This is a genomic window from Paenibacillus sp. FSL R7-0333 (genome assembly GCF_038000365.1).
Classification (GTDB): Bacteria; Bacillota; Bacilli; order Paenibacillales; family Paenibacillaceae; genus Paenibacillus_AQ; species Paenibacillus_AQ silagei.
In genome coordinates this window covers 5,947,734-5,968,757 of sequence record NZ_JBBOBZ010000001.1, presented here as the reverse complement: position 1 = coordinate 5,968,757, position 21,024 = coordinate 5,947,734, and the positions used below count along the sequence as shown (strand labels likewise).

Below are 21,024 nucleotides of genomic sequence, written 5' to 3'. Positions count from 1 at the left end.
AAAGTTGTTGTCTGAACGGAAATTTCAAAGATTGGAGTGTCTTGCAGGAGAGGGAGGAGCGAAAAAGTGGGGAATAGGCCGGAACCTGCTCAGCGAATGAAGCAGTCTGTCCGCACAGGCCAGCCTGACGCAATTTTCATAGAATATGGTAACGGAGCGAATCTATGATTCATGTAAGAATGGACGCTTAAGAGTTCCGCCCGAAGGCAGCAATGACGGCAGGGGAACGCGCAATCCGCTTCCTGGGCCACTGCTGCCGGGAACAAGCTTCAGGCGGGGATAATAAATTTCAGGTTAATCATGAACACGATCAGGGCGGAGGCCCCCAGGGAAAAGGCGATGCAGCCGGCACCGAGCACTCTGCGCCGGTCCTTGATGAATTTGAAGCCAAGCGCACAGACGAGTATTGTCGTTCCTGCCAGTACAACAGACATGCCGATCATCGCAAACCAATACAGGATTTCAAAAAACTCAGCCATTAGGAAACCCTCCCTTTCAGGCAATAATACAACGAATTTTAATGATTTTCCAGTCAAATGAATCAGGGACATAAGGCCCCGCAGCCATATGCCCTTTTTTGCTGTGGCCTGCTATACCACGGACAATCATACAGGAGGGCACGGCCCTTCGTGAGTAATCTATAGGGTAGGCTGGGAATGCGAAAGGAGAGGGCAAATAATGGCGGGGAGAGAACTGGCAAGCAAGCTGCTGAAGACGGCGGCGCTGCTTAGCGATTCACGGGTTGCCGGTTACATTCCGAGAACGCGGGAATATAGTGCTGCCGGATTGTCCGCGATGCTTGGAAGATACGGCAATGTTGTCATCAAGCCGGTTGTAGGCGGAGGAGGATATGGTGTCATCAAGGTGTTCCGGGATCATAGAGGGTATGGCTTCACGTATATGCAGAGCACACGTATCTATGGAGACTTTACTTCCATGCGCCAGGCACTGGACAGATTCAAGGTGAAACGGAAATATTTGATCCAGCAGGGCATTTCCCTTGCACGGATCTCCGGGCGTCCGATTGATTACCGGGTCAAAGTAGTGAAGAACGGCGAGCACTGGGAGTTCCGATCTATGGTAGGGAGAGTAGCCCGGCCGGGATTGTTCGTTACGAATCTCTGCAAAGGAGGTACGATGCTCAGCTGCCGCCAGGGACTGCGAAGATCATTGCCAAGAGTGGGGACCTCATCCAAAAAGGCGGAGATGCGCAGGCTGACTTTAGTCTGCATCGAGCTGCTGGAGCGTCATTTTCCGGGGATCGGTGAACTGGGCTTCGACTATGCTGTAGATCATCGGGGGAAGATTTGGATTCTGGAAGTAAATACAAGACCAAAATGATTAATAAAATTTTTATATTTGACGATAAATACAGTAATAGGATAATATTGCGTTTAGTTGTTTAGATTCAGAGGTAATACAACAAGAAATATCCCAGCCAATTATGAACATTCTAAAAAAGTTTTTGTGTGGAGATGTCAGGTTTCAGCCCTGTGTATAACTGTTATCCCCATAGTCCACTGCGCAATTGCTGACATTATAACCCTTACTCACATATTATACACAGGATTTCCACAGCAGCTTGTGGATAATGAGAACGCTTGTTCGAAAAATGATAGTTTGCTATGATAGATTCAGATCCAAATAAAGGAAAGGTAGGTGAACGTTATGGTTGAATTGTCGGATGAGATGCTGCTTGACTCTTATCACAGAGCGATAGAGCTGCATTTGGAGCATGATTTCATCGCCCTGCTTCTCGCTGAAATTCGCAAACGGAACTTACACTCTCCAGACCATGCGGTTCTGCATTAAAGATCAGAGCACATCCTGCAGCATTGGACTTCTTTAAACCGCAAGCATCAAGGAATAGGGTATCTTTTCAAGTTGAGGTGGAATCAACCTGAAAGGATACCCTTTTATTATGGCTATAAGGTTATAGACAACCTAGAGCTTAAGGTTACTGCTGTGTCCCGGAGACAGCTTCGCATCCGGATCAATATACACCTTGGCGTTATTGATTGCTGTTGGCGCTTCTCCGAATCCTACAGCGATCAGCTTCAGCTTGCCTGGATAAGTCGTGATATCGCCAGCGGCGAAGATTCCTGGAATGCTGGTCTCCATGCGGGAGTCAACTACAATAGAGTTGCCCTCAATGTCGATTCCCCACTCGGCAATCGGGCCCAGAGAGGAGACAAAGCCGAAATTGACAATAACGCTGTCTACTTCGATTTCTTGAGTTTCCTTGGTCTTGATATGGGACAAGGTGACCTTGGTAATGAATTCTTCACCGTGAAGCTCCGTAATCTCGGACGGCGTAATCACATTTACCTTAGAGGCCATCAGATTCTCTACACTATGCTCATGCGCACGGAATTTATCGCGGCGGTGAATCAGGGTTACCTGTTCAGCGATCGGCTCCAGCATCAGCGCCCAGTCCACAGCGGAATCGCCGCCTCCGCTGATCAGCACCTTTTTATCCTTATAAGCATTCAGATCATTTACGAAATAATGCAGGTTGGCTTTCTCGAAGCGCTGTGCATCCGGCACCTCCAGACGCCGCGGCTCAAATGCGCCTACGCCTCCCGTGATGATAATGGCTTTGCTGTGATATTCAGCCTTGTCGGTGGTGACGGTGAAATGGCGCTCACCCTGCTTCACAACCGATACGACCTTCTCCTCCAGACGGATATCAGACTGGAACAGCTCCATCTGACGGGCAAGGTTATCCACCAGCTCTTGTGCGGTGACCTTAGGGAAGCCGGCGACATCGTAAATATATTTCTCAGGATACAGAGCAGCAAGCTGCCCACCGAGTTGGGGCATACTCTCAATAAGAGTTACTGAAGCCTGGCGCATACCGCCGTAAAAAGCGGCAAACATACCGGCTGGTCCTCCGCCTATAATCAGCAGATCGCTCATAGGAACGGTTTGCTCTAATGTCATGTAAAACTACACCTCCGAGTTGATAGTTTCAAAATGCCATACTTGCGTACCTACTCATTATAAACATAGTCGCACCTGCCTGCAAAGGTCTTGATTTCAAAGAAAAAGTGTGACATTTTGTTGTATGATTATATTTGATTAAAACGATACTAAGGTTTACAATGGATATGGTTATTTTAGAAATCCTTTAAGTTTTATTGGAAATTCTTCTGAATTTAAGTGTATAAATTCACAAAAGAAACCTGATTTTTTTACAAAAAATAACACATAGACAGATTCACCTGTTGGAAGGAGCCGGAACATGAGCAGTATTCCCAAAATCGTTATTCTAGGCGCGGGGTATGGAGGGATTTTGACCGCCCAGCGGCTGCAGAAAGCTTTGAATTATAATGAAGCCGATGTAACCCTGGTTAACCGCCATGAATATCACTATTTCACGACCCATCTGCATATGCCTGCAGCGGGCACGGACAGCATCGAGCATACACGCGTGTCTATCTCCAAATTAATCGATGAGTTCAAGATCGATCTTGTCAAATCCTCGGTGCAGGAGATTCGCACCCAGCAGAAGAAGGTTATTCTGGAGGACGGAACGCTCTCGTATGATTACCTCGTGATTGCCCTTGGCGGTGAGCCTGAAACGTTCGGGATTCCGGGACTCGACAAATATGCGCTGACCATCCGCAGTATCAACTCTGTGCGGCTGATCCGGGAGCATATCCAGTACCAGTTCGCCAAATACAAGAATGAGAATAATGCACAGGAGCATATCAACTTCGTCATTGGCGGCGCGGGCTTCAGCGGGATTGAATTTGTTGCGGAGCTGGCTGACCGGATTCCTGCACTATGCAAAGAATTTGATGTCGATCCAAGTATGGTCAACATCTATAATATAGAAGCTGCGCCTACGGCTCTGCCGGGGTTCGCGCCTGAGCTGGTTGAGCATGCCATGACCGTACTCACCAAGAAGGGGGTAACCTTCAAGATGGGCGTAGCGATCAAGGAATGCCTGCCTGGCGGCGTGATTCTGGCCACGGGTGAAGAGATCAAGGCTTCCACCATTGTATGGACCGGCGGTATCCGCGGGAACCGTCTGATCGAGGCGGCCGGCTTCGAAGCGATGCGCGGACGGGTGAAGGTAGACGAATATCTGCGGGCTCCGGGACATGAGAACATCTTCATCATAGGTGACGGCTCCCTCATGATTAACCCGGAAGGGCGTCCTTACCCGCCGACGGCACAGATTGCCATGCAGCAGGGAGAATGCTGCGCGCATAATCTAGTAGCGGCCATCCGCAGCCAGCAGCCGAAGAAATTCGCCTTCAGCAACAAGGGGACCGTAGCTTCACTTGGTAAGGGCCAGGGAATTGCCGTAGTCGGCGAGAAGACCTACAAAGGCTGGAAGGCAGCGCAACTGAAGAAGGTTGTCGATATGCGCTACCTGCTCATCATCGGCGGCATCCCGCTCGTGCTCAAAAAAGGAAGATTCCTCTAAGATGCGCCACTGCAGCGTGCAAGTACGCGGACTGCTGACGCGTGAGGAGCTGGACCGCTATAATGCTCTGATTGAGGTAGGCTCTTATCTGGAGGATCAGACGCGGTACGATCTGGCCTACAATATCCAGAAGGAAATCGACATTCTCATTCTCCCGGCTATCGAACGCCTGAAGGATAAGGGCCGCGCGCGTGACCGGGCGACGGCTGAATATCTGGAGAGCCTGCGTGACGGGGATGAGGACGAAGACGAAGAGGACGATAAGGAACCTTCGGTCTAAGTGGAAGTAGAGAAGACGTACAATGCAAAGAGAGCCGTGCTGCAAGCGCGGCTCTCGGGTGCAATAGCCGCTTTTAAGGGCGGCGGCTTTCGGAAAAGTAGTCAAGAAATAGACCGCATACCTCTGCTGAGGTGGCGGTCTATTTGCGTTTATGCTGTTACAGCTTCAGCATCTCCTCGAACGATTCTTCGTTCAGCAGGTTGCCGACATAGAAGGGGCCGAACTCTCCGTAGCGGGCGCTGACTTCATCGAAGCGCATCTCGTAGACGAGCTTCTTGAACTGCAGGGCATCCTCGGCGAACAGCGTCACGCCCCACTCCCAGTCATCGAAGCCGACGGAGCCGGTGATGATCTGCTTCACCTTGCCGGCATAGCTGCGTCCGATCAGGCCGTGCGAATACATCAGCTCCCGGCGTTTCTCCATATCCAGCATGTACCAGTTGTCGGCAAGCTCACGCTTCTTGTTCATCGGGTAGAAGCAGATATGCTTCATTTGCGGCAGTACAGGCTTCAGCCGGGCAGCGACATGCGGGTTCAGCATCGGATCGCTGCCGTCACCGGCACTTCCTCCTGCGGCGTAGTTGCTGAGCTCAACGATGCTTACATAGGAATAAGCCTTCGTAGTATATTGGGCAAAGGCGATTTTGTTAAAAGCGGTCTCCAGCGCATTCAGCGCCTCCAGACTCTCTCTCAGAAACATCATCACGAAATCAGCCTTCTGGCCCACGATGGAATAGACAGCAGTGCTGCCCTCCTTGGCTTCCTCGACAGGTCCCCACTCCTGCATGAAGGCATGCAGCTCCTCCAGGGCCACTGCCCGTTCCTCGTCATCGGCTGCCGTCCAGGCTGTCCAGTTCAGTGAGCGGAAGTCATGCAGCGCATACCAGCCTTCCAGTGTCAAAGCGGCTTCGTTCAAGTTGTTCACTCCTTATAGGTTATCGGTGGAATATCCTCGCGTAAAATCTTCTTGGTCCGCATACCTTAAATATGTATGAACATAGGTCGGGTGCTATTTGCATTGTAGCGCAGCGGGCGGCAGAGAGCAAACGCCAAGGCCCCCATTCACGCGAATTCCGGTATTGAGCGCGATAATGTTCATTGCTTCGCTACATTTTTTCTAGTAAACTTACTATTATATAAGCTTGGGTGTGCGGTTCTTTATAGAGAGAGGGGATGGCGGTACGATGGGCTTTATTCCGGTGTTTGTTCTGGCCGTTTTATTCTTTGTGATGATGTTCGGCATTGGCTTCATTCTTAACATGCTGATGAAGACTACCTGGTTCCCTGCCTATCTGTTCGTCATTGTCATTCTTCCGGTGGTGGTCTACTCCATCTGGGACCGGAGCGCGATGTCCTTATGGGAGCACCTCTCTACCTTCCACATTGTGGATTATCTTACCGGGGTAGCCGGTCTTGCCGGAGCGGTGCTGAGCGGCTGGACCATTCAGAAGCTGCGGCTGGGCGGATACAAGATGTTCTAAGCGCTGCCTGAAGGGCGGTACAACAAGAAACGGCTAATCTTCTGTCATAGGGGGAGCCGTTTTTTTCTTTTCCGCCAGAAGAGCCAAGGATTCATCTTTATTTTACATTTTTGGCCGGGTGTTTTGTGATAGAATAGAAATCTATATGAATTCGTATAGAAGAGGGGGAGGTATCCGCAGATGCGTATGAGCAACCTGCATCATTTCACTGAACATCACCGGTACTGCGTGTCCCGCGAATTCGGTCTAAGCCAGCTGGATGGACGTATGCTGGGCTCAGTCTATCAGCCAATGGTAGGCGCGTTCGCCATCAGCCTGTACAGATTGCTGTTCGAGCATATTCCGGCTGAATCTATCGGTTACTCCGGTGTGGAGCAGCAGCGCAGGCTCTTTATGACCCTGGGCGTTGAACCCAACGAGAAGGGCCGTAAATATATGGTAGACCAGGCTTCCCGGCTGGAGGCGGTGGGACTGCTGCAGACCTGCCGGCTGTATGCCGCGGAGAATGATGATTATATGTACGAATACGAGTTAATGCCGCCGCTGTCGCCGGCTGATTTCTTTGCAACCCAGCATCTGACACTGCTGCTCCGGGATAAGATCGGCAAGTTCGCTGTGCTGTCGCTGCGTGAGCAGTTCTGGCACCGGGAACCGGAGGAATGGAGCGGGCGGTCGCTCGGGAAAGAGAATATATCACTGCCCTTTTATGATATTTTTGAGCTGAATACCCATGTGATCGACTATGAGCTGGAGCAGGCGCTGGCCGAGGTAGCCTCCGTGCGTCAGCCCGGCACCACTCAGGCGGTTGAGCCGAATATAGCCTACAGCGATATTATCCTGCGCTTCCCGCGTGAATCGGTGAACCGTGCGCATGTTGAGAAGCTGCGTTTTGACCATAACCAGATGGGTGTCATTAATTATGTGGCCCGCAAATACGAGCTTGGCCCGCAGGATGTATGCCGTCTGCTGGATGAGGATGATGTCTTCACGCCGGACGGAGAGGTGATTCTGGATACGCTGCAGTACAAGGCGAGCCAGCATTTCCGTCAGGATAGGAAGCGTCAGGAGAAAAGAGAGATTGCTGCCGCCAAGGTAGTGTCGCTGCGCTCCGCCGCTGAGGAAGAGAGTGATCCCTCCGCAGTGCCGGTGGAGCAGGCTGTCGAAATGGAGTTCTATGTAGAAGTGCCTCCGCAATTTCTGTCCAAATGCGACATTCACCAATATAATATGATGCTGCGCAACGAGCCTTATACACGGCTGCTACAGACGTTCTTCCCGGGGGCAGTTCCGGGCCAGCTGATGGATATTTTCGAGAAGATTGATCTGAACTATAAGCTCAGCGGCGAAGTGATCAATGTACTGATCCATTATCTGATGACGATGGTGGCCTCCGGCGGCGATCAGCGGATGAACCGCAACTTCGTGGAGGCGATTGCCTCCAATATGCTGGTGAAGCAGGTGAATACTTACGAGAAGGCCGTGCGCTATATCCGTGACCAGTCGAAGGTGAAGGGCAAGGGGGCGGCTTCCGCCTCCTCCGGCACAGGCACTGCGGGAGCCCGCCAGCGATCGTATACGAAGAGCGGCGGGCGGTCCGGCAAGCAGGAGATTCCGATTGTGCTTGATGACGGCAGCGCCGGAACCGTATCGGAAGAGGAATTCGCGGCGATGATGAAGAAAGCGGCCGAGATCAAGGCCAGCAAGAAAAAAGGCGTTCTGAGAACGCCCTGAAGAAAGTGAGGTGCAGCGATGGAGTCCATGGGCGAAGTGCTGCGTTCGATGAACAACCCCGCTCTGCGCCAGCGCTCCCGTGACCTGGAGCAGACCCTGCTGAACCATCCCCTGGTCAAGGAGCTTCAGGCGGAGCATCCCGAGCTGGACGAGTCCCGGCTGCGGCTGCACTTGAGCCGGCTATACCAGTATGTCGAAGAGGACCGGCATTGCAAGAACTGCCCCGGCCTGGCGGATTGCCCGAATGATTTCCAGGGGCATTACAGCAAGCTTACTGTAGAGACGGTTAATGGTGTAACGGATCTGTACGAACGCAAGACACCGTGCAAGCTGAAGATTGCACAGGATAATCAGGATAATGTCCGCAAGCGGATTCGCAGCTTCTATGTGGATGAGCGGGTGCTGAACGGCGGATATGATGAGATGGATATTATGGGCAAGGACCCCCGGCGGGCCTCAGCCGTGAACAAGATATTTGACTATATAGGAGCTGTGCGGGCAGAGGGCCTGACTTCGCGGGGGATCTATTTGCAGGGCAGCTTCGGGACCGGCAAAACCTTCCTGATGTGCTATCTGCTCCATGAGCTGGCTATCTCGGGCTACAGCGGCGTGATTGTCTATATGCCGGATTTCATCGAGGAACTGAAGCTGATCATGATGGACAACCAGAAGCTGAAGGAAATGGTCGATACGATGAAGAATTGTGATCTGCTCATCTTCGATGACATCGGCGCCGAGAATCTCAATCCCTGGGCGCGTGACCATGTGCTCGGAGCGATCCTGAACTACCGGATGAACCGTAAGCCGACCTTCTATACCTCGAATTATCCGCTGGACGGGCTGGAGAAGCATCTGAGCATCACCAGCAAGGACGGGGAAGAGCTCTACAAGGGTCAGCGGCTGATGGACCGGATTGCCCCGTTCGTTGAGGTGATTCCGCTGCATGGGGAGAACCAGCGTGGCAGGGCCAGAGACTGAATTTTATTAATTAATACAAGCGGAAACGGCTTCGGATAAGTTATCGGGTGAAACATATAAATTCTATATTTTAAAACAGGGGACCACGCCAGCATCTGGCCGGGGTCCCCTGTTTGCCTGCGCTTAGATTTAGCTGGCGCTGAATTTCCACCAGTTGATATTGAACAAGTATCCGCTGCCGCCTGTGAATTTCAGGTAAAGGTCATGAGTCCCGCTTGCTCCGCTGACCGTGCAGGTCTTGGTCACCCAGCTCTGCCAGCCCCCTGTATTCTGCACTGCACAGGTGCCGACCAGCGTTCCTGTCGGACTGTCCAGCCGCAGCTCAATATTACCGCCGCTGCCTGCTGACGCTACCCGGGCCTCGAAGGCTGCGGCTCCGGCGCCGAAGTTCACATTTTTGATTTTGAGATAATCGCCGTGATCTATGAAGCCGACATTCATTCCCCCGTCCGTATCTGAGGTGGTCTCGGTCTCTACCCCGGCCGCCCATGCGCTGGTCTCGGCTTGTGTTCTGACATAGGGGTTAAGGGTGGCGATGGGCTGCGGCCCGGCGGTTGTCATGTTGATGACCGGGAAGCTTCCGTCCGCGTTGTAGGTGAATTGCTCTACCCCCACTGACCGGGTGAAGCCACCCCCTCCAGGCAAGGCGCCATTATGGTAAAAGAAATAGGAGCGACCTTTGAAGTCGATGATGCCCGGGTGATTCGTGAAACTCCCGCCCTGAGTGGGCATAATGACCCCTCTGTACTTCCACGGGCCGGTAGGCGAAGAGCTGGTGGAATAGGCGATATTTTCTGGAATACCGCTTGCGGCGTAGACCATGTAGTATAAGCTGCCGCGTTTGTAGAACCAGGGTCCTTCTTCGTAGAGGGTTGGTCTGTCAGCATTGCCGTTTCGCACACCGAAGCTGTCTGTGGTCATAGGTACCTGGACAATACCTGTGCTCTGGTTGTAGGAGATCATATCCGGGTTCAGCTTCACATACTTCAGTGTCGGATTCCCCCAGTAGAGATAGGCCTGGCCGTCACTGTTTACATATACCGTAGGATCGATGTCGCCCCAGCTGCTGGAGACGAGCGGTTTGCCGATAGCGTCCACGAACGGGCCGGTCGGGCTGCTGGAGACGGCGACGCCGATGGCGGGCCGTCCGAGCGAAGTGCTTTTTGCCGTGACATAAAAGTAGAATTTGCCGTTGCGCTCAATGACCTGGCTGGCCCAAGCTTCTCCGCTCGACCAGCTGAATGCCTTGTAGGATAGCGGTGACCCGTGATCCGTCCAGTTCGCCATGTCCTTGGAAGAATAGACCCTCCAATCATTCATCGTATAGTAGGTCGAGTTGTCTTCGTCATGTCCGGTGTACAGGTAGACCGTATCATTGTATACAAGCGGGGCCGGGTCTGCCGTGTAGATGGTCTGTACAACAGGGTTGTCAGCGAACGATATCGGGGAATATAGCGCCGATGCCAACAAGCCTGCGACAGCAAGGCTGACAAGCTTTTTCATTCTTCCTTCCTCCTCAAAATAGGGTATAAGAGCGCTTTCGCATACAGAGTAACACGGCTCCTGTGAAACAAAAATGTGTTTTCTTTTTATTAAATTGTAAATTTATGTTATTATTGATGATCCGTGATAGAACGCAACCTGAACGCAAAAAAATCCGGCATCCTGCCCTGACGCGGGCAAAGAATACCGGACACTGCACCTAAGCAGCTATTCGGACAGATACTTGATAATCACCATTCCGAAGAAGACCACGGTCATGAAGCCGGTCATTCCGAAGAAACCGGCCATCAGATCACCGAGATCATTGCGGGGCTCCTCATTGATATGCTCCCGCGGGTCACGGACCTGTGCGTTGACATTGACGTCCATTCGCTTCTTCCTCCTTGCTGTTGCATGACTGCATGAAGTGGGTTACAGTTATACATGTGAGCGAAGTCATTGACAATTAATGCGCTTTCTTCAAGTATACGAAGATGCAGGGAAGTTGTAAAGATAGAAGGGTGATTTTATGATACATATAAGACCTATGGAACCGCAGGAGTATGATTTTCTTATGGATATGCATTATGAGTCCATTCATATTGAACAAGGTAAGCCGCCCAGAAGTGAACTGCTGAATTCCCCGGGGATTGCGAAGTACAACGAACATTGGGGGAGACAAGGCGACAGGGCGGTAATCGCACTGGTGGACAATCAGCCCGCAGGTGCTGCCTGGTACAGGCTGTTTGACGAGACGAACCAGGGCTACGGATTTGTGGATGCCACAACCCCGGAATTAGGCGTTGCTATTCGGTCTGACTACAGGCAGCAGGGATTGGGAATCAGGCTTATGGAGGGCATCATACAGCAAGCCGTGTCCGATGGATACCCGTCACTTTCGCTCAGTGTTGATCCGGAGAATCAGGCGGCCGTCCGGTTATATAACAAGCTCGGCTTCGAGTATGTCGGGACAGCCGGTACCTCGTGGACTATGAAGCTGAATCTCAGGGACAAAGTTTAAACCGTTAAAAGACAAATTAATTTTATGCAATATAATTTCTCGAAATATATAACAAATGCATTGTATTTATGTTATACTGTGGATGTGTCGGTAATTGATAATCTGGTTATCATATTACATGAAGCATTTTATCCCGCTATGATCTCGGAGTAAATTCTGCGGACTTGGCTCAGGCTATAGAAGCGGAAGTTATTTCGTACAGCTTAAGCTCAACAAAACTTTTTGAGGAGGAACAATATCATGGCTATCGTGAACGTGTCTGACCAATCCTTCGTGAATGAAGTGGAAGGTCAAGGTACTGTAGTAGTAGATTTCTGGGCACCTTGGTGCGGCCCTTGCAAAATGCTTGCCCCCATTCTCGAGGAATTGTCCACCGAGCTGGGTGACGATGTGAAGATCGCTAAATTGAATGTCGATGAGAATCCTGAGACAGCTTCCCGTTTTGGAGTAATGAGTATTCCTACTCTGATCTTCTTCAAAGACGGCCAGCCTGTCGACAAAGTCGTAGGACTGAACTCCAAGGACTCCCTTAAGAATATCGTAGCCAAGCATCAATAATGGGTTACAATCTGCTGTGACCTGGGCCTTGTGGCCCTTCAGACAAAGCGCCTTCGGATTACCGAAGGCGCTTTGTCTGTCCTATAGAAACGGATGTTCTATATTAAGGCTTGAATGTGTAGTACATTCTATTCTAAACTTACCTTATAACCGTGTAGTAACAGGTGGGGGAGAACTTATGGATTATATGGATAATATCCGCAACAAGCTTGCGCTGCTGCCTGATCTGCCCGGCTGCTATCTGATGAAGAATCAAGAGGGTACGATCATCTATGTCGGCAAGGCCAAGGTACTGAAGAACCGCGTGCGCTCTTATTTTACAGGCAGCCACAACGGGAAGACGCAGCGGCTGGTCGCCAATATTGTTGATTTCGAATATATCGTGACGTCGAGCAACATGGAAGCACTCATTCTGGAGTGCAATCTGATCAAGAAGCATATGCCGCGCTACAACGTGCTGCTGAAGGACGACAAGACCTTTCCTTATCTGAAAATCACGAACGAAGCCCATCCGCGCCTGGAGGTTACCCGCCGGGTGCTGAAAGATAAAGCTAAATATTTCGGTCCGTATCCGAACAGCTACGCCGCCCAGCAGACCAAGAAGCTGCTCGACCGGATGTATCCGCTGCGCAAGTGCGGGGTGATGCCGAAGGAAGTCTGCCTGTACTACCACATGGGCCAATGCCTGGCTCCGTGCGAGAAGGAAGTGCCGAAGTCTGCGTACGAGGAGATTATCCAGAATATCTCATCCTTCCTCGGTGGAGGGCATGATGCGGTGAAGAAGGATCTGCAGAAGAAGATGCAGGAGGCGGCCGAGGAGCTGTATTTCGAGCGGGCCAAGGAGCTGCGCGACCAGATTCAGCACATCGATGCCGTGATGGAGAAGCAGAAGATCAATACAGCCGATACCAAGGACCGCGACGTCTTCGGCTATGCGGTAGACAAGGGCTGGATGTGTGTGCAGATCCTGTACATGCGGCAGGGGAAAATGATTCAGCGCCACTCGTCGGCTTTTCCGTTCTACGGAGAGGCGTACAGTGACTTCATGTCTTATGTGACGCAGTATTACAGCGACAATCCCGCGCTGCCGCAGGAAATCCTGCTGCCGGATATGGCCAGCGCCGGAATGCTTCCGCCGGAAGCAGGCAGCGCCGCTGGTCAGGGAAGCGGCGGACCGGAGGCTGTAGGAATGCCGAGCGGGCAGGCGCTGATGGCGGCACTGGGCGCAGAGGATGAGTCGGAGGCCGGAGAGGAGTTGCGCGAGGTGGACGCCGCCGGTCAGGTGCTTGCGGCTGATTTCTCCGCGGCTGACGAAGCTGTGCAGGGACAGGCGGAGCAGGAGGCGGCAGCCGAAGGAACCGTGGATGCGGCCGGAGGCGCAGCCGCTCTGCAGGAGTGGCTGGGCATTAAGGTGCTGGTGCCGCAGCGCGGGCTGAAGAAGCAGATGATCGGCATGGCCTGCCAGAACAGCCGGGTCGCGCTGAATGAGAAGTTCCGCCTGATCGAGCGGGACGAGGAGCGTACCTCCGGGGCGGCCAGCAGTCTGGGGCAGAGCCTGGGGCTGGACTCGCTAAACCGGATCGAGGCGTTCGATAACTCGAATATCCAGGGGGCGAATCCGGTCTCGGCCATGGTGGTCTTCATCGACGGCAAGCCTGCCCGCAAGGAGTACCGTAAGTATAAGGTCCGCACCGTACAGGGGCCGGATGATTATGAGACGATGCGCGAGGTGATCCGGAGGCGTTATGAACGGGTGCTGAAGGAGAATCTGCCGCAGCCGGATCTGATCGTAGTCGATGGAGGGAAGGGCCAGATCTCTTCGGCGATCGATATTCTGCAGAATGAGCTGGGGTTATTCATTCCCGTCTGCGGTCTGGTCAAGGATGACAAGCACAGAACCGCCCAGCTGCTGGTCGGCGACTCCGCCGAGCCGGTCTCGCTCGCCAGGGACAGCCAGGAGTTCTACCTGCTGCAGCGTATCCAGGATGAGGTTCACCGCTTCGCCATTACGTTCCACCGGGAGCAGCGCGGCAAGTCGATGGTCACCTCGAAGCTGGATTCGATTCCGGGCATCGGGGACAAACGCCGGAAGCTGCTGCTGAAGCATTTCGGGTCGCTCAAGAAGATCAAGGAAGCCTCCATCGAGGATTTCAAGGTGCTGTCCATCGGCGAGAAGCTGGCCGGTCAGATTCTGGAGGCGCTGAAGGATGAGGAGCCGTCAATCTAAATAGGCTGCAACAGCATGAGACGAAGGCCGGCCCTGTGGGGCCGGTTTCTTTGGGTTTGGTTAGGAATGGATGGTATCTTCAGACATCCCGCTAGTCGTCTGGATGGCAGGTCAATGAGGGCGAAATGTAGTCGGAAAACCGAACACAATGGGCGTGGTGGAGGCGCGTGGGTAGAATATAGTCGAAAAACCGACCACAGTGGGCATGGTAGAGGCACGTGGGCGAAATGTAGTCGAAAAACCGACCACAGTGGGCATGGTGGAGGCACGTGGAGTAAATGTAGTCGAAAAACCGACCACAATGGGCGTGACGGAGGCACGTGGATCAAATGTAGTTGAAAAACCGACTACATTGCGTTGGGTGGCGCTGTGCGGGCCAAATGTACATAGTAGACTGAACACTATGAGCTGCTGCATAATTAGGTTAATCTTTACTTTCTGCATAAAATCGTTGATTTGTATAATTGCAACCGGTTTCGGTAAAGGGTACGCTTATCTTGAATCTATGAAAACGCTTATAAGAGGAGGATTAAAGAAATGGGATATTCAAAAACAGTAAGACGCAAAAAGGGGATCAATGGGACTGCTCTTTGTCTGAGCATCATCATGCTGCTGAGTCTCGTGCTGGCGCTTCCGCCAGGACCGGCGCATGCTGCGGACTCTTATCTGCTCTCCAAAGACCGGCCGGCGTATGCCTCGGGCACAGAGGGCAATAATACCCCGGATCTGGCGGTGGACGGCAATACGGGTTCAAGGTGGAGCAGCTCGTGGGGGACGGACCCGAACTGGATCTATGTTGACCTCGGGGCAACTGCCGCCGTAGACCGAGTGGTGCTCCGCTGGGAAGGAGCTTACGCCAAGGCCTACAAAATCCAGGTATCCGCTGACGAATTGAACTGGAGTGATATCTATTCCACAACTACAGGAGATGGCGGTGTGGATGAGCTTACGCTAAGCGGCACCGGCCGTTATGTCCGGGTATTTGCCACGGAGCGAAACCTGACGCAATACGGTATCTCCCTCTATGAGTTCGAGGTATATGGCACCGGCGGCGTTAATCCTCCTCCGGTGGTTCTGGGGCCGAATGTGGCCTTGAACAAGCCTGCAACGGCTTCATCCTATCAGGTGGCCGACTATCTCCCTCCCGGCTCAACCCTGCCGGAACTAGCGGTGGACGGTAACCTGAGCACACGCTGGTCTTCCAACGCTACCGATAATGAATGGCTGAGCGTTGACCTTGGCAGCGTACACACGCTGGGCCGGATCATCATTAACTGGGAGGCAGCGGCCGGCCGGATCTATGATATTCAGGTCTCGAATAACGGCAGCTCATGGACTACGGTATACCGCGAGCTTCACGGCGACGGAGGCACACTTAATCTGCCGGTCTATGCCAGCGGCCGCTATCTGCGGATGAAGGGTATCAGCAGAGCCACCTCCTTCGGGTACTCGATCTTTGAATTCCAAGCCTATGATTATGTGGCAGGCGATCCCAAGCCGGTCTATAACATTCCGGCCCTGCCGGAGCTGACTACAGTGGCCGTGGGTCAAGGCAGTCATGCTGCGAATGACCTCTCGGTGCCCCAGCCCAAATATCCGCAGTATAAATCGGATGCGCTGACTGCACCGCTGCCTTCCAATGACTGGTGGCAGTCCATCATGATCAATCAGCTCGGCAACGGCATTATTACGCTTCCGCTCAAATCGAAATATACCAAACAGGGCCTAAGTATTCTGAACCCGGGTGCAGGCTACTTAAGCGCCGACGGCAAGGCGCAGGAAGCGGCGGGAAGCCCGGACCTGTTCCTGATGGCCGGCAACATTAATACTTCGGGGATGTCGAACCGGATTACCGGTTACGGCGACTGGTCGGCGACTGCGGTGTTGAGCGATGGCGCTGCGGAGAAGCTGAAGACAACGTTCGTCAAAGGCTCGCCTTACCTCTACTCGCAGTTCAGTGATCCGTCCAGTCCTGAAGTGTATCTGCCCGCCGGGGCCCGCTTCTTTAATGACAGCAATACTACGATTCTGGCTGCAGACGGCGACACCGTGACTGCAGACCATATCGGCATTGCGGTTACCAATTCCAACGGGGCACCAACGCCTGAAATGGTAACCAGACACTATGGGCTGTATGCTCCGGCCGGTACAACCTTCAAGCGGGTAGGCGCCAAGCTCAAAATTCAGCTGGGAGGAGGTCGGAATTACCTGTCCCTGTCTGCTCTTCCATCACCGTCCAATCTGAATTATTTCTACCAGCATGGCTATGCCTTCGTGACGGACACGAAGGTGGCCTATACCTTCAACGAGACGACCTCAGATGTCACGACCACCTTCAATGCGGTAACAGAGCTCAAGCGTTCAGGCTTCCCGAATACAACGCTGATGGCCCAGCTTCCCCACCAGTGGAAGGTGACCACAACGCCGCTGACCGCGGTCTCCTTCCCGTCCATCCGTGGAACGATGAAGGTGACAGAGGGCAATTCGTTCGCCACTACGGATAAATTCCACGGCATTGTGCCGCAGTTCACCGAGCCGGGCGATTCTACCTATTCCCGTCAGGATCTGCTGAATTACCTGGCACTGCTGGATACGGACACCGCCACCAATCTGATGCAGGCCGATGCGTACTGGCAGGGCAAGAAGCTGCATCCGCTGGCCATGGGTGTGCTGATCGCTGATCAGATCGGCAATGAGAGCTACAAGAATCTGTTCCTCTCCCGGATGAAGACGGTGCTTACAGACTGGTATACGTACACCTCGGGGGAAACCGATTATTATTTCGACTACAACTCTGACTGGGGAACATTGATCTATAAAAACAGTGAGTTCGGTGCGAACTCCGGCATCACGGACCATCATTTCACGTATGGCTATTATGTTTTTGCATCGGCCGTGCTCGCCACCTATGATACCGACTTCAGAAATAAATTCAGCGGAATGGTCGATGAGCTGATCCGGGATTATGCTAATCCGTCGAAGACGGATCCGAAGTATCCTTACTTCCGCAACTTCGACCTGTATGAAGGCCATTCCTGGGCCGGCGGTTATGCCGACAATGACAGCGGAAATAACCAAGAAGCGGCCGGAGAGTCACTGTTCGGCTGGGTCGGCCAGTATATGTGGAGCACACTGACCGGCAACACGGCCTTCCGCGATGCGTCCATTATGGGCTTCACGACGGAGCTTAGAGCAGTACAGCAGTACTGGTTCAACTACGATCAGGATAACTGGCTGCCGGGGTATACGCATAAAACTGTGGGTCAGATTTACGGAAGCTCGAATTTCTTCGGCACCTTTTTCAACGGGAATCCGGTGTATGTCTATGGCATTCACTGGCTGCCTACAGCAGAATATTTAACCAGCTACGGGTTCGATACGGCTAAGGCGGCTGGATTATACAGCGGCTTCGTGGCCGATAACGGCGGGCCGGAACCGGACTGGTACCATATTGTCTGGCCGATTCAGGCGCTGAGCGATCCGCAGGCTGTGCTGAATAAATGGAATCCGGCACTGCCGCAGCAGAACGAATTGTTCAACACGTACTGGTTCGTGCACAATATGGCCACGCTTGGATCACGCACCAAGGACATTTGGGCGGAGAACGGCTACAGTGCAACGGTGTATAAAAAAGGTTCCGCCTACCGTGCGCTGGTCTGGAATCCGACGAATGCGGCAATTACCGTTACGTTCCGCAACAGCGGAGGAGTGACAGGCTCGGCTGTAGTCGAAGCCAAGAAGCTGGTGAAGGTGGACCCTACCAAGGTAACCACCGATACACTGCTTACTCCTCCTGTCCTAGGAGCCGATACCACCCAGAACGCAGCCGGCCAACCGATTGAGCTGACGTTCACGGACAATGCGGCCTGGAGAAATGCAATCACTGCGGTGAAGGTGGATGGAGTGACAGCAACGGCAGCGAATTTTACTGTAGAAGCCGGTAAAATCACCCTGAACACCGCGCTGTTCCCCACGGCGAAGACTTACACGGTTACAGTGACAGCAGACGGATATACCGATACTTCGGTGCAGCAGGTCATTACCGGCGGAACACAGCCGTCCGGGAACCTTGCCCTCAATAAGGCGGTTACCGCTTCGGAGAATCCGAAGCAGCCTGCTGCCGGTGCTGTAGACGGAAATGCGGGCACCCGCTGGGAATCGGACTTCAGTGATCCGCAGTGGATTCAGGTGGATCTTGGCTCTGCCCAGACGGTCAGCCGTGTCCTGCTGAACTGGGAGGGAGCGTATGCCAAAGCCTACACGATCGAGACATCGGCAGATGGCGCGAACTGGGCAACGGTCTATTCGACAACCACTGGAGACGGGGACATTGACGATGTCAGCTTCACCCCGGTCAACGCGCGGTATGTAAAAGTAAACGGGACTGAACGCGGGACGCCGTACGGGTATTCCTTGTGGGAACTGGAGGTGTACGGCAGCGGCAGCGCCGTGACACCGCTGGCTCCGCCTGCTCTGACAGCCGATACCACCCAGAATGCTGTCGGTCAGCCGATTGAGCTGACGTTCACGGAGAATGCGGCCTGGAGAACTGCAATCACTGCGGTGAGGGTGGATGGAGTGGCAGCAGCGGCAGCGAATTATACCGTGGAAGCCGGTAAAATCAAACTGAATACCGCGCTGTTCCCTACAGGGAAGACGTATACGATTGCAGTAACAGCAGCGGGATATAACGATGCTTCGGTGCAGCAGGTGATTACCGGCGGCACACCGCCGCTTGTGAACCTTGCGCTGAACAAGGCGGTTACCGCCTCGGAGAATCCGAAGCAGCCCGCTGCCGGAGCTGTGGACGGAAACGAGGGCACCCGCTGGGAATCGGATATCAGTGATCCGCAGTGGATTCAGGTGGATCTCGGCTCTGCCCAGACGCTCAGCCGTGTCCTGCTGAACTGGGAGGGGGCGTACGCCAAAGCCTACACGATCGAGACGTCGGCAGACGGTACGAACTGGACCACGGCCTATTCCACAACAACCGGGGACGGCGGACTCGACGATGTCAGCTTCACCCCGGTCAGTGCGCGGTATGTGAAAGTGAACGGGACGAAGCGCGGCACCCAGTACGGCTATTCTTTATGGGAACTGTCAATCTATTAATGCCCAGGTCAGCGGCACTCCTGTTCTTGCTGGTTCTAAGCAGTCTTAGTGCCTGCTCGGACAGCGGCCGCTCCGAAATTACGCTGCCTGCGGGCCATCCTTCAGCCGTCCCCCTCTCGGAGCTGGCCTCCAAGGTGAAGCCGGTTCAGTTCACCGTCTTTGTGAACTATGACTGGTATACGGCGCCGGACTGGGAGGCCGGGCCGCATAGCCGGTGGATCACCGATCATCTGAAGGTGAAGCTTCTGCCGGTACCATCGAGCGGTGCTGCCGCCCAGAAGCTGAATGCGATGATAGTCTCGGATCAGCTTCCCGATGTGCTGGTTATGGATCGCGGCAAGGATGTGGAACGGCTGCAAAAGGCGGGCAAGCTGGTGGCGCTGGACTCTTATCTGGAGCAATATCCTGAATTCGCCCGGACGGTCGGTGAGAACACGCTGAACATGCTGCGCAGTGAAGACGGCAGGCTGTACCAGATTCCGAACTGGTATATTAACGGCAGCGGCGGCAGCGGCAACGCCGGTTTCCTGGTGGAGAAGAGAATATACCGCGAGCTCGGCTCCCCTAAGCTTGCGACATGGGATGATCTCGAAGCGTATCTGCAGCAAGTGCAGAGGAAATACCCGGATATTGTGCCGATCGACTTCGGGGAGACCCGGGACGGCTTGGAAATACAGATGATCGGCATGCTGTACAGCGGTGCGGCGGATAACCGGACGCCAAGCTTCATCTCTCCCGGTTCAGGCCAAATCTTCGGTGTGCCCTCCGGCACCCGGCTGACTTCTGTGTACCGGGACCCGGCATTCCTGGAGACGCTGCAGCTGGCGGCCCGGCTGGTCCGTCAGGGACTGACCTCTCCGGATCTGTTGACCGAGACACGGGATCAGGTGCTGGAGAAGCTGAAAAGCGGCCGGATCGCCGTATTCGGCGCTTATGACGCTGTCGTGGAAGGGATCGGCCGGGAAGCGAATAATCAGCTCTCGGCTAAGGACCCGCTGGACGGCTATGAGCTCATCTGGCCGTTGCACCGCGAAGGCGTTGATCCAGGCAAGGTCTACCCCTCCGGGTACAATACGCTGGGCTGGAATGTCAATGTCATTACAACCGCTGCCCGGGACCCGGAGGCCATTTTCTCCTATATGAACTGGGCGACGAGTCCTGAGGGGCAGCGTATTCTTTTCTTCGGGCCGGAGGGATTGTTTTATGATAAAGTAGAGGATGGAGTTCCCATCCCAAATGATTCCTATATTGGACGTGACTTGAAATGGTATGATGATCTGAAGATCGGAGAATTCAACTGGTACGGTAATACTTCATACATTGATGCTGCCAAAGCACAGCGTGAGAAGCTGCTGCCCGCCGGAGCCCGGGACTGGACGACCCTTGGACAAGCCAATATAACGTTCAAGACTTCGATGAACATCACCGAATTCTCTAATCTTGACCCGGCGCCTGCCTCGGAAGAGGGACTTATTCTGCAAAGGCTGAGGGATCAATATGCGCAGGTGGTGCCCCGGATGATTTTTGCGGCAAGTGATGAAGAGCTCCGGGAGCTGCTTAAGGCAGCAGACAGGGAAGCATCGGACCTGGGCTATGACAGGCTGCTGGCCTGGAAGACCGGAGTGTGGCAGAGCAATCTGAAGAAGATCAAGGATTACACACCAGAACAATAAACGTTTGGAGAAGAAGAGGGATACGTTATGTACCCTCTTTTCC

Annotated in this window: 17 protein-coding genes; 12 read left to right on the top strand and 5 right to left on the bottom strand. The window is 53.4% G+C overall.

From position 1 onward, the window contains the following. Window positions 1–269 precede the first annotated feature (269 nt). A complete protein-coding gene (locus MKY86_RS25205) occupies window positions 270–479 on the bottom strand; it encodes a hypothetical protein (protein ID WP_036701644.1) in 210 nt (69 codons plus the stop codon). A gap of 199 nt (window positions 480–678) precedes the next feature. Between MKY86_RS25205 and MKY86_RS25200 the strand changes: the two genes are divergently transcribed. After that, entirely contained in the window at window positions 679–1,341 is a 663-nt protein-coding gene (locus MKY86_RS25200) for a YheC/YheD family protein (protein ID WP_076081639.1), read from the top strand. A gap of 327 nt (window positions 1,342–1,668) precedes the next feature. Continuing rightward, window positions 1,669–1,812 (top strand): sporulation histidine kinase inhibitor Sda, encoded by a 144-nt coding sequence (locus tag MKY86_RS25195; RefSeq protein ID WP_036721967.1) that lies wholly within the window; start codon window positions 1,669–1,671, stop codon window positions 1,810–1,812. 132 nt (window positions 1,813–1,944) lie between these two features. Here MKY86_RS25195 and MKY86_RS25190 read toward each other — a convergent pair whose 3' ends face one another. Continuing rightward, a complete protein-coding gene (locus tag MKY86_RS25190) occupies window positions 1,945–2,943 on the bottom strand; it encodes an NAD(P)/FAD-dependent oxidoreductase (protein ID WP_076081641.1) in 999 nt (332 codons plus the stop codon). A 301-nt stretch (window positions 2,944–3,244) separates the two neighbouring features. On the opposite strand from MKY86_RS25190, the gene MKY86_RS25185 reads away from it, so the two are divergent. Together MKY86_RS25185 and MKY86_RS25180 are read left to right on the top strand one after the other, a co-directional pair. Continuing rightward, a complete protein-coding gene (locus MKY86_RS25185; RefSeq protein WP_036701637.1) occupies window positions 3,245–4,438 on the top strand; it encodes an NAD(P)/FAD-dependent oxidoreductase in 1,194 nt (397 codons plus the stop codon). Window position 4,439: 1 nt separating this feature from the next. After that, window positions 4,440–4,718 carry a hypothetical protein gene (locus MKY86_RS25180; protein WP_076081643.1) on the top strand — a complete coding sequence of 93 codons (279 nt, stop codon included), beginning with the start codon at window positions 4,440–4,442 and terminating at the stop codon, window positions 4,716–4,718. Window positions 4,719–4,875: 157 nt separating this feature from the next. Here the strand turns inward: MKY86_RS25180 and hemQ are convergent, their stop codons facing one another. Beyond that, window positions 4,876–5,634, bottom strand: coding sequence for a hydrogen peroxide-dependent heme synthase (gene hemQ / locus MKY86_RS25175; protein WP_036721960.1), 759 nt, complete (start codon window positions 5,632–5,634; stop codon window positions 4,876–4,878). Between the two features lie 268 nt (window positions 5,635–5,902). Between hemQ and MKY86_RS25170 the strand changes: the two genes are divergently transcribed. From MKY86_RS25170 to dnaI, 3 genes are all read left to right on the top strand, one after another. After that, window positions 5,903–6,199, top strand: a complete 297-nt coding sequence (locus MKY86_RS25170) for a YuiB family protein (RefSeq protein WP_036721959.1) — start codon at window positions 5,903–5,905, stop codon at window positions 6,197–6,199. A gap of 180 nt (window positions 6,200–6,379) precedes the next feature. Then, window positions 6,380–7,930 (top strand): DnaD domain protein, encoded by a 1,551-nt coding sequence (locus MKY86_RS25165; protein ID WP_076081645.1) that lies wholly within the window; start codon window positions 6,380–6,382, stop codon window positions 7,928–7,930. A gap of 18 nt (window positions 7,931–7,948) precedes the next feature. Further along, entirely contained in the window at window positions 7,949–8,908 is a 960-nt protein-coding gene (gene dnaI / locus MKY86_RS25160) for a primosomal protein DnaI (RefSeq protein ID WP_076081647.1), read from the top strand. A 129-nt stretch (window positions 8,909–9,037) separates the two neighbouring features. On the opposite strand, the gene MKY86_RS25155 is transcribed toward dnaI, so the two are convergent. Together MKY86_RS25155 and MKY86_RS25150 are read right to left on the bottom strand one after the other, a co-directional pair. Continuing rightward, window positions 9,038–10,411, bottom strand: coding sequence for a glycoside hydrolase family 43 protein (locus MKY86_RS25155; RefSeq protein WP_076081649.1), 1,374 nt, complete (start codon window positions 10,409–10,411; stop codon window positions 9,038–9,040). Between the two features lie 207 nt (window positions 10,412–10,618). Then, window positions 10,619–10,780 carry a YqzM family protein gene (locus tag MKY86_RS25150; protein ID WP_143803803.1) on the bottom strand — a complete coding sequence of 54 codons (162 nt, stop codon included), beginning with the start codon at window positions 10,778–10,780 and terminating at the stop codon, window positions 10,619–10,621. A gap of 184 nt (window positions 10,781–10,964) precedes the next feature. Here MKY86_RS25150 and MKY86_RS25145 point away from each other — a divergent pair, with 184 nt between their 5' ends. The 5 genes from MKY86_RS25145 to MKY86_RS25125 all read left to right on the top strand — a co-directional run bounded on the left by MKY86_RS25145 (window position 10,965) and on the right by MKY86_RS25125 (window position 20,981). Continuing rightward, the gene (locus MKY86_RS25145; protein ID WP_340827564.1) at window positions 10,965–11,411 is read left to right on the top strand and encodes a GNAT family N-acetyltransferase; all 447 of its coding nucleotides are present in this window, start codon (window positions 10,965–10,967) and stop codon (window positions 11,409–11,411) included. Between the two features lie 240 nt (window positions 11,412–11,651). Then, window positions 11,652–11,969, top strand: a complete 318-nt coding sequence (trxA, locus tag MKY86_RS25140) for a thioredoxin (protein ID WP_036701616.1) — start codon at window positions 11,652–11,654, stop codon at window positions 11,967–11,969. A 178-nt stretch (window positions 11,970–12,147) separates the two neighbouring features. Continuing rightward, entirely contained in the window at window positions 12,148–14,196 is a 2,049-nt protein-coding gene (gene uvrC / locus MKY86_RS25135) for an excinuclease ABC subunit UvrC (protein ID WP_076081653.1), read from the top strand. Between the two features lie 537 nt (window positions 14,197–14,733). Beyond that, entirely contained in the window at window positions 14,734–19,308 is a 4,575-nt protein-coding gene (locus tag MKY86_RS25130) for a galactose-binding domain-containing protein (protein WP_083685455.1), read from the top strand. Beyond that, on the top strand, window positions 19,308–20,981 hold the full coding sequence (locus MKY86_RS25125; RefSeq protein WP_076081655.1) for an extracellular solute-binding protein: 1,674 nt from the start codon (window positions 19,308–19,310) through the stop codon (window positions 20,979–20,981). The genes MKY86_RS25130 and MKY86_RS25125 overlap by 1 nt, the downstream gene beginning before the upstream one ends. The last annotated feature ends 43 nt before the right edge of the window (window positions 20,982–21,024 follow it).

Excerpts from the sequence above, each read along its gene's own strand:
- MKY86_RS25205 (WP_036701644.1), bottom strand. The coding sequence starts at position 479 with ATGGCTGAGTTTTTTGAAATCCTGTATTGGTTTGCGATGATCGGCATG.
- MKY86_RS25200 (WP_076081639.1), top strand. The coding sequence starts at position 679 with ATGGCGGGGAGAGAACTGGCAAGCAAGCTGCTGAAGACGGCGGCGCTG.
- MKY86_RS25195 (WP_036721967.1), top strand. The coding sequence starts at position 1,669 with ATGGTTGAATTGTCGGATGAGATGCTGCTTGACTCTTATCACAGAGCG.
- MKY86_RS25190 (WP_076081641.1), bottom strand. The coding sequence starts at position 2,943 with ATGACATTAGAGCAAACCGTTCCTATGAGCGATCTGCTGATTATAGGC.
- MKY86_RS25185 (WP_036701637.1), top strand. The coding sequence starts at position 3,245 with ATGAGCAGTATTCCCAAAATCGTTATTCTAGGCGCGGGGTATGGAGGG.
- MKY86_RS25180 (WP_076081643.1), top strand. The coding sequence starts at position 4,440 with ATGCGCCACTGCAGCGTGCAAGTACGCGGACTGCTGACGCGTGAGGAG.
- MKY86_RS25170 (WP_036721959.1), top strand. The coding sequence starts at position 5,903 with ATGGGCTTTATTCCGGTGTTTGTTCTGGCCGTTTTATTCTTTGTGATG.
- MKY86_RS25165 (WP_076081645.1), top strand. The coding sequence starts at position 6,380 with ATGCGTATGAGCAACCTGCATCATTTCACTGAACATCACCGGTACTGC.
- dnaI (WP_076081647.1), top strand. The coding sequence starts at position 7,949 with ATGGAGTCCATGGGCGAAGTGCTGCGTTCGATGAACAACCCCGCTCTG.
- MKY86_RS25155 (WP_076081649.1), bottom strand. The coding sequence starts at position 10,411 with ATGAAAAAGCTTGTCAGCCTTGCTGTCGCAGGCTTGTTGGCATCGGCG.
- MKY86_RS25150 (WP_143803803.1), bottom strand. The coding sequence starts at position 10,780 with ATGGACGTCAATGTCAACGCACAGGTCCGTGACCCGCGGGAGCATATC.
- MKY86_RS25145 (WP_340827564.1), top strand. The coding sequence starts at position 10,965 with ATGGATATGCATTATGAGTCCATTCATATTGAACAAGGTAAGCCGCCC.
- trxA (WP_036701616.1), top strand. The coding sequence starts at position 11,652 with ATGGCTATCGTGAACGTGTCTGACCAATCCTTCGTGAATGAAGTGGAA.
- uvrC (WP_076081653.1), top strand. The coding sequence starts at position 12,148 with ATGGATTATATGGATAATATCCGCAACAAGCTTGCGCTGCTGCCTGAT.
- MKY86_RS25130 (WP_083685455.1), top strand. The coding sequence starts at position 14,734 with ATGGGATATTCAAAAACAGTAAGACGCAAAAAGGGGATCAATGGGACT.
- MKY86_RS25125 (WP_076081655.1), top strand. The coding sequence starts at position 19,308 with ATGCCCAGGTCAGCGGCACTCCTGTTCTTGCTGGTTCTAAGCAGTCTT.